This is a genomic window from Stakelama marina (assembly GCF_018122655.1).
In the GTDB taxonomy this organism is placed as follows: domain Bacteria; phylum Pseudomonadota; class Alphaproteobacteria; order Sphingomonadales; family Sphingomonadaceae; genus Sphingomonas; species Sphingomonas marina.
Map to the genome: position 1 here is coordinate 1,319,683 of NZ_JAGRQC010000001.1, position 6,783 is coordinate 1,326,465.

Annotated in this window: 6 protein-coding genes and 1 pseudogene; 3 read left to right on the forward strand and 4 right to left on the reverse strand. The window is 57.3% G+C overall.

The genetic code is table 11. The annotated features are described in order from the left end of the window. Positions 1-27: 27 nt before the first annotated feature. Together J7S20_RS06320 and J7S20_RS06325 are read left to right on the forward strand one after the other, a co-directional pair. Positions 28-1,188 carry a glycosyltransferase gene (locus tag J7S20_RS06320; RefSeq protein WP_284053357.1) on the forward strand — a complete coding sequence of 387 codons (1,161 nt, stop codon included), beginning with the start codon at positions 28-30 and terminating at the stop codon, positions 1,186-1,188. After that, positions 1,181-2,152: an NAD-dependent epimerase/dehydratase family protein gene (locus J7S20_RS06325; protein WP_284053358.1), complete on the forward strand. Its 972-nt coding sequence runs from the start codon at positions 1,181-1,183 to the stop codon at positions 2,150-2,152. Before J7S20_RS06320 ends, J7S20_RS06325 begins: the two co-directional genes overlap by 8 nt. Here the strand turns inward: J7S20_RS06325 and J7S20_RS06330 are convergent. Genes J7S20_RS06330 through J7S20_RS06340 form a run of 3 tightly spaced genes read right to left on the reverse strand, consistent with a single transcriptional unit; the run spans position 2,068 to position 4,465 of the window. Further along, on the reverse strand, positions 2,068-3,051 hold the full coding sequence (locus tag J7S20_RS06330; protein ID WP_284053359.1) for an NAD-dependent epimerase/dehydratase family protein: 984 nt from the start codon (positions 3,049-3,051) through the stop codon (positions 2,068-2,070). The genes J7S20_RS06325 and J7S20_RS06330 overlap by 85 nt on opposite strands. A gap of 17 nt (positions 3,052-3,068) precedes the next feature. Next, entirely contained in the window at positions 3,069-3,635 is a 567-nt protein-coding gene (locus J7S20_RS06335; RefSeq protein WP_284053360.1) for an LbetaH domain-containing protein, read from the reverse strand. Then, the gene (locus tag J7S20_RS06340) at positions 3,632-4,465 is read right to left on the reverse strand and encodes a sulfotransferase domain-containing protein (protein ID WP_284053361.1); all 834 of its coding nucleotides are present in this window, start codon (positions 4,463-4,465) and stop codon (positions 3,632-3,634) included. Before J7S20_RS06340 ends, J7S20_RS06335 begins: the two co-directional genes overlap by 4 nt. Before the next feature lie 169 nt (positions 4,466-4,634). On the opposite strand from J7S20_RS06340, the pseudogene J7S20_RS06345 reads away from it, so the two are divergent. Further along, a pseudogene (locus J7S20_RS06345) lies at positions 4,635-5,783 on the forward strand (IS3 family transposase). Between the two features lie 199 nt (positions 5,784-5,982). On the opposite strand, the gene J7S20_RS06350 reads toward J7S20_RS06345, so the two are convergent. Further along, the gene (locus J7S20_RS06350; RefSeq protein ID WP_284053362.1) at positions 5,983-6,666 is read right to left on the reverse strand and encodes a sulfotransferase family 2 domain-containing protein; all 684 of its coding nucleotides are present in this window, start codon (positions 6,664-6,666) and stop codon (positions 5,983-5,985) included. Positions 6,667-6,783: the final 117 nt, after the last annotated feature.

Below are 6,783 nucleotides of genomic sequence, written 5' to 3' on the forward strand. Positions count from 1 at the left end.
ATCCGGGTCTTGATGATATGCCCGGGCATGCACCCGCGTAACGGCGGACCGCCGCGCGTGGTCAATGGCAGTGCGGTGGCACTTGCTCGGGCCGGATGTCAGGTTGAAATCGTCGCGTTGGGATTTCCACAGGACGAACCCGACACGCGATCTGCATGGCCTGATTTGCCGGATGCTGACATTGCGTTGCACCTTTTCCGACCTGACTTTCCGCGTCAGATCGGTCGCAGCGCTGCGCTTCGGCGCTATATTGCCCAGCGTACGGACGATTTTGACGTCCTTCACATCCATTGCATCTGGGAAACAGCGCTGGCCGATGCCGCAGCCGTATTTCGCGCGGCAGGTAAGCCGGTGTTGGTATCGCCACATGGCATGCTTGACCGCTGGCAGCTCCGCCAATCTTCCTGGAAGAAAAGGATTGCGCAGCGTTTCTTCGGTACTGGCGCTATGCTCGGTCGCACAGATGCCATTCTGTATGGTACCCAGGATGAAGCCAACGAAGCTGCGCATCTCGGCTTGCCTGGCAAGGTGGTGATCATGCCGAATGGCTTTTCGCCGCTGCACATACCAGATCCGCAATCAGCACAGGCAAAGCTGCTGCGGCAATACCCTGAGTTGGGCGACTGGGACCGGACGGTTCTCTTCTTCAGTCGCCTGCATCCCAAAAAGGGGCTCGACCTGTTGATCGACGCTTTTGGCCGAGTACGCCATGAATTCCCCAAGGCCGGCCTCTTTGCGGCTGCCATCGCCCAAGACCGCGAATATGAAGCAAAAGTCAGATCGCAGATCGCTCAGCTCGGTGGGGCGAATATTGCACTGACGACCGAGTTGTCGGGGCCTGAAGCGAAAAGCGTCTTCATTGTTTCCGATATTTTTGCATTGCCTTCGCATCAGGAAGGCTTCTCAATCGCCATTGTCGAAGCCGCGGGCGCTGGCATCCCGCTGTTGATCACGAATACTTGCCACATGCAGGAGGTCGAAGATGATGGCGCCGGATATGTGGTTCCAGCAACCGTCGACGGCCTGGCGAACGGTCTCCGGCAAATCTTATCCGCAGACGATGCCGCCCTCGAGCAGATGAGTGGATGCGCGAAGAACGTCGTCGCGGCACGCTATACGTGGGATCGGGTCGCAGTGCGCCTGATCGATGCCTATGAGTCTATTCTATCCCAGAGGCGGCATGGCTAGCCTTGGCCGTGAAATCGGCAGAATTGCCGTTACCGGGGCTAGCGGCTTTATCGGTCGTCGGCTCGTGCGCCATCTCGAATCGAACGGCTGCACGGTCAGTCCCTGGTCCCGGCCACAGACGGACCTGCTCGACGCGAGATCAGTGGCACGGGCGATTGAGCGCGACCAGCCGGATACGATCTTTCATCTCGCTGCCACGGGCGTTTCCGCTTCGCAAGCTCATGACGCAACGGTGATCGGCTGCGACGTAGCCATGGTGGCGAACCTGATCGCGGCGGCGCCTTCCGGTACTCGCATCCTCTTGGCCGGCAGCATGTCGGAATATGGTCGCGCCGGAAGGCTAATTGAAACCGATCGGTGCATGCCAAGTACTGCTTACGGCATCGCCAAGCTTGCCAGCGGAAGATATGCTTTAGCCTACGGTCCAAAATACGGGCTTGACATCGCAGTGTTGCGCTTGTTTGGCGTATATGGTCCCGGCGAGGCGCCAAACCGCCTCTTTACTGCACTCATCGAGGCGCTGGATGCCGGCCGTCCGGTCGACCTTTCGGACGGTACCCAACGTCGTGACTTCGTTCATGTCGATGATGTATGCGCGACAATGATGCATCTCGCCGGCATCGTCGATCTGGGCAGTGATCCGGTTATCAACATCGGCACCGGACAATCGGTTTGCATTCGCGACGTCGCCACCTGGATTGCCGATTCCGTGGGTGCGCCGCATGACCTGCTTCGTTTCGGCGCACGACCGAGGTCGCCGGGAGACGAAGCGCTTCTGGAGGCAAATGTCGCCAGGCTCACTCGTCTTGCCGGGAGTGTGCCTCCACAACGACTTTCCCGAGGCCTTTCTTCAAACCTGTTGCGGGAAGGAGCCGACTCTTATTTGCCCTTGCCGAACAGATCCGGGTCTTTTTCGCGCAACCAGGCGACCGTCTCTGCAACGCCGTCTTCAAAAGACACCTGAACCGGCCCGGCCAGCCGCAGGGTACGATCGAGATCGACGGCGCTGGATGTGCTCATTCGAAAGGCTCGTCCCGAATCGATCGGGGACGGGAGGCCCAGCTTCTTGACTAGGTCCCCTGCCCGGCCCATCAACAACAGCAGCCATTTCGGAATTCGGCGAGCGCGCCGCCCCGCGAGCTCGACCGAGAACGCATCGGCCCAGCGATCGTAATCGATGGTATCGTCACCGAGATAAAAGACCCGTTGATTGCTCGCAGACGCCGGCATTTCCATGAACCAAACCATCTGGGCGGCGACGTTTCGGACATAGCCGAATGCGCGCATGATTGGCTCCGAACCTTTCGGATGCAGATAACGACCCGTGGCGATATGGCGGAAAATCTGGTTGGCGAAGCTTGGATGGTGTGGTCCCCAGATGATGGTTGGCCGCAAAATCACCCAAGGCACCGACAAATCGGCCACACGCAGCCGGCGCTCCGTCTCGGCCTTGGCTTCTCCATACACCGTATAAGGTTGCAAATAGCTCTCATCCGGCGGCGCAATGCCCGGCATTACGGTGAATTGTGTCGATATGTGAACAAACCGCTTCAGGCTTTTCGCCTTGGCCACCGCTTCGATCACGTTGGACGTGCCGTCGATGGTCGTCGTGAATTGATCAAGTTCCGTAATTGCGACGTCGATGTCGCTTGCCAAATGGATCAGATAATGCGGGTCAAAGTTCGCCACCTCCAAATCGAGACGTTGCTTGTCCCTAACGTCGGCTTCGATCCAGCAGTCGGTCTGCTCCGGGAAATGTGGAGGCGCGATGTCGTAGTTCGCGATCTCGTACCCTTTCGACTGCAGAATCTTGACGACTTCCCCGCCGATAAAGCCGGAGGCTCCCGTCAGAAAGACCCGCATTCCAGGAGTACCTCCAGTCACAGGAATCTGCTCCTCTTGCGTATCTCGACCGCAGGATTGCCGGCGTAAACCGTCCAAGGCTCCAAATCCTTCATGGCCACCCCGCGCGCACCCAACACAGCGCCTTCACCCACAGTTACGCCGGGGCCCACGAAGGATGACGAGGCTAACCATGCGTGGGAGCAAATGCGGATCGGACGGGTCTGAAGCTGAAACGTCTCGCTATCGAAATCATGAGTGCCGGTGACCAGATGTACAAATTGCGCGACTTCGGCGTAAGGTTCAAGAACGACCTTCGCCATACAATAGCAGTGAACGTTCCAGCCAAGAACGGCGCCTTCACCTATTTCGAGATTGGACGGATACCAGATATAGGCAGATGGATAAACGCGGGCACCCTTGGCGACTTTCGCACCCCATAGATTGAGAACAAGTCGCCGCCAGGCATAGAGTTGCGGCGGGTTCCAGCGGCAAAGCAGCATCCAGCACAATGCCCAGAGCGCCCGCAAAATGATATTCTTCCAGGTGAAGCTGCGGGATCTCCGCTTTGAGTCGAACCGTCCGCCTGGCAAGATTTCGGTCATCTTGCACTCGCCGGCGCGTGGTCGGCCTCCACCACGGTCTCGGACGCCAATACGTCATGAATGTATGCGAGGCTTTCGTCTGTCAGCGACGCATCTACGGCCTTGATCGCCGGCAGCATCGCTCGCCGAACACGTTCGCGGAGATCGGCCGAAAACAGACTGCGGATCCGTCGCTGGTAAAAATTCGATGTGATGAACGCCTGCATCGCCGGGTTTTTAAGCCGCTTCGCCTCGTCGGCGCGGTTGGCGATGTTCGAGGGATCGATCGCGGGAAGCGCCGAAGGGTCGAGGCCGAGAAATTCGATTACCGCAGCCGCGCCGAGCGCGCGATTTTCCGAATAGGTGGCTAGGTCTACTTCGAGCACGTTGGCATCACCAAATGCCCTTTTCCAAGGTTCGATCTGCCAAGCGTAGCGGCTGTAATCGATCAGACGGGGAAAGCGATGGATCGCATCGTTGATGTCACCCGTCACGGTTCCATGAGCTAATTCATGGCGATAATGACTGACGAGGCGCTCGACGGGATCGCGCTTGATATAAATGATCTTGAGCTGAGAACCACAAACTGAAAACGCGCGTTCGGCTATGCCTTCATGGTCGGGACGCTTGGCGTAGGCGGTCGAAGCCTCCCCCTTTATCTGACCCGATTTTGCATCCGCGAACAATCGGCTCCAGTCATCGCGTATCTCCCCTGGCTCGGCAAACCGCACCAGCGTGTCAGGCTCTTTCTGGGAAGGAAGAAAGACGAGCGGATGCCGCAAAATATCACGGTAAAGCGTTGTCGTTCCGGCCTTCATAGCGCCAACGACAAGGAAATCTGGGAGCTTCAAAGGGTTCTCCGGTCCATCGGTACGATCTTATCCCGCAAGGCGAAACCAATTTCAAGCCTGTCGCAACGCAACAAACCGTCCAGCCCAATGCTCTGCCACCCGAATCCTGGACCATTTCGGGTTAGAGTTTTCCGCCGTAGACATCCTTGGCTGGACGAGGAGCTACGGCATGAAGGCATCGAAATTCACGGACGCGCAGAAATCGTTCGTCATCAAGCAGGGGGAGGAAGGCACGCCGGTGGCGGAGATCTGCCGCAAGGCGGGGATCAGCCAGGCGACCTACTTCGACTGGAAGAAGAAGTACGCAGGGCTGATGCCATCGGAGACGCGGCGGCTGCGTGAACTGGAAGACGAGAACGGCCGGCTGAAGAAGATCGTGGCCGACCTGCCACTGGGTCGCGAGATGCTGCAGGATGTTATCAAGCGAAAGCTCTGAGGCCGGATCGGAAGCGCGAGCTTATCGACGCGGTTCGGCAGGACTGGCAGGTGACTATCCGCCCGGGCATGTTCGGCTTTGCAGTTTGATCGTTCGACCTATCATTACCGGTCCCGCCGCACTGATCCGGCCATTCTGAAGAAGCGCATCAAGGAGATCTGCGAGACGCACGTCCGCTACGGCTACCGGCGGGTGCACTACATCCTGCGCCGGGATGATTGGGCTGTGAACCTGAAGAAGGTTTATCGGCTTTACAGAGAGTTGGGCCTGCAGTTGCGGAACAAGACGCCCAAGCAACGGGTCAAGGCGAAGCTGCGTGAGGATCGTGCTCCAGCGATCAGGCCGAACGATGTCTGGGCGACGGACTTTGTGCATGACCAGCTGGCGACAGGTCGAAAGCTGCGCATCCTGACGGTGGTCGATACCTACTCCCGGCTATCACCGGTGATCGATCCCCGGTTCAGTTACCGGGCGAAGACGTAGTTGCCACGCTGGAACAGGTATGCAGGAAGATCGGCTATCCGAAGACGATCAGGGTGGACAATGGCAGCGAGTTCATCTCGCGGGACATGGATCTGTGGGCTTACCAGCGCGGTGTGATCCTGGACTTCTCCCGCCCTGGCAAGCCCACGGACAAAGCGTGCATCGAGGCGTTCAACAGCGAGCTGCGCAGCGAGTGCCTGAACGCCCACTGGTTCCTGTCGCTGCAAGATGCTTGCGAAAAGCTCGAGGCCTGGCGTAGACACTACAACGAAGAGCGACCGCACAGCGCGATCGGGAATATCCCCCCCGATCATGCTGGCACCCTCAGCCGGTGAGACCAGCCCACCGGACCTGGGAAAGGCGAAAAACTCCAGACCGGCTTGGTCCATTGTTGGGTAGCAGTGCACAACAACCGCCCGGCTCTAATCCCAGCTGGGGGAGATATGGGGTCACGTCAATTGCTAACGATCCGGCGCAGGCCAGTATTGTCAGAAATCTCGAGCAGATGCGAATAGCGGGATGGAGGCCAATTCGCGACAAAATCACGAATTAGCCGAAGAACGGACCGGGCGACTTCCCGAACGGAACCGGCAACGCGCTATTTGGTCGTCGCCAGCATGTCGCTGACCGCATAATCGAGGATCTCGTAGTCTTTACGGAACATCATCGCGACTTCCTCTCGGTCCGCGTTGGTAATTACCGGCGGTTCCATGTCGGCCGTGGTATTGTGCTTGGGCAGTCGCTCAAAGTCTAAGCCGACATTGCGAGATAGATCGCTCATATCGGTCGAAATATCTTCTAGCCTGTAAACACGGTCGACCAGCATTGAACCATCCCGATCCAATATGAAGTCTGCCTGAGGCTTCCATTGCACATGACTTTTCTTGCTTATCAAATCCAGATAATGAGAAAAGGAATCGTTTTCATTCATCTTGATCAATTTTCGGAGATCGTGGCGTCGCTTCATATATTTGTACTGAGACACGATCCGCGCAAGCGGTTCTCGAACGACGGCAAACCTAAAGCAGCCACAAAACAAGTCATGACCTATCTCCTGACGGATTTGCTGTGCGGTGAGATGTTGTAGTCCGCCGGTCTGATATTTATTTCGAGTTGGTTTCCAAAACGGGTACTTTACGCCCATCCAAAGATCCTGTTCGGTGCGCTTCGATTTGTCGCCCGTCCAAATACAATCTTCGACTGAAGTTCCGCCGCACTTAGGGATATGAACGAAAATAATTTTGCGCTTTCGACAAATCATTTTATTTTCCATTCCGGCCATTGAAAGGACGTGGTGCGAACCGAACAAGCAGGCTGCCAATAGGCTGGCGCCGGTCGCAAATGCAATAGCTTGGTGACGTACTTCCCTGATGGTTGCCGGTCAAAGGTTGGCCCGCTG

Coding starts and splice junctions, on each gene's coding strand:
- J7S20_RS06350 (WP_284053362.1), bottom strand. CDS start 6,666: ATGGCCGGAATGGAAAATAAAATGATTTGTCGAAAGCGCAAAATTATT.
- J7S20_RS06320 (WP_284053357.1), top strand. CDS start 28: ATGCACCCGCGTAACGGCGGACCGCCGCGCGTGGTCAATGGCAGTGCG.
- J7S20_RS06325 (WP_284053358.1), top strand. CDS start 1,181: ATGGCTAGCCTTGGCCGTGAAATCGGCAGAATTGCCGTTACCGGGGCT.
- J7S20_RS06335 (WP_284053360.1), bottom strand. CDS start 3,635: ATGACCGAAATCTTGCCAGGCGGACGGTTCGACTCAAAGCGGAGATCC.
- J7S20_RS06330 (WP_284053359.1), bottom strand. CDS start 3,051: ATGCGGGTCTTTCTGACGGGAGCCTCCGGCTTTATCGGCGGGGAAGTC.